This is a genomic window from Providencia sp. 2024EL-00732 (genome assembly GCF_044006275.1).
Taxonomy (GTDB): Bacteria; Pseudomonadota; Gammaproteobacteria; order Enterobacterales; family Enterobacteriaceae; genus Providencia; species Providencia huashanensis.
This window is the reverse complement of sequence record NZ_JBIPDG010000035.1, coordinates 1-533: the sequence shown is the minus strand read 5'-3', so window position 1 is coordinate 533 and position 533 is coordinate 1. Positions and strand designations below refer to the sequence as shown.

The following is a 533-nucleotide window of genomic DNA, read 5'->3' as shown; positions in this document are numbered from 1 at the left end:
GGGTTATTGATGTTAATCAGAACTCATTATTAAAGCCAGATGCAGCCTCAATAATTTGGGATAATATTCAAAGTGTCAGTGAAACAAAAATGGTGACAGCCAAATTACGTTGCGCTGAAAGCAATTGCAACCCTAGCGATGGTGATTTCTCTGCAACATTAACTATTGGCTATTATGCCGATTAATATATAGATAACATTTATTGAATATAACCATTTATAATTATATTTCATTATAAATTTCCATTAAGAAATAATCTTGTTATTAATAATAAATTAAAATAGAAAATAGATTTTAACTCGACATTAATTTCTATTTTAAATATCCATATCGCCTTAAATCGATTAAATAAACAAAAAAACTATTTAGCGAAACAAATGAAGTTCACTCGCAAGCTGGAAAAATAGAATGGCGATTTACCGATGAATATTTAATGGAGTTACCTCCTCAATCCATAGAATAAACATCGATTGAAACATAAATAACAAGAATAAATAACGAAAGGTGATGCAGTGAAAGGGATAAAAATAAAA

At 28.3% G+C, this 533-nt stretch carries 1 pseudogene; it reads left to right on the top strand.

What is annotated here, in order from left to right:
• Positions 1-185: pseudogene (locus ACHB7C_RS20755) on the top strand (type 1 fimbrial protein); the annotation flags it as partial.
• Between the last annotated feature and the right edge of the window lie 348 nt (positions 186-533).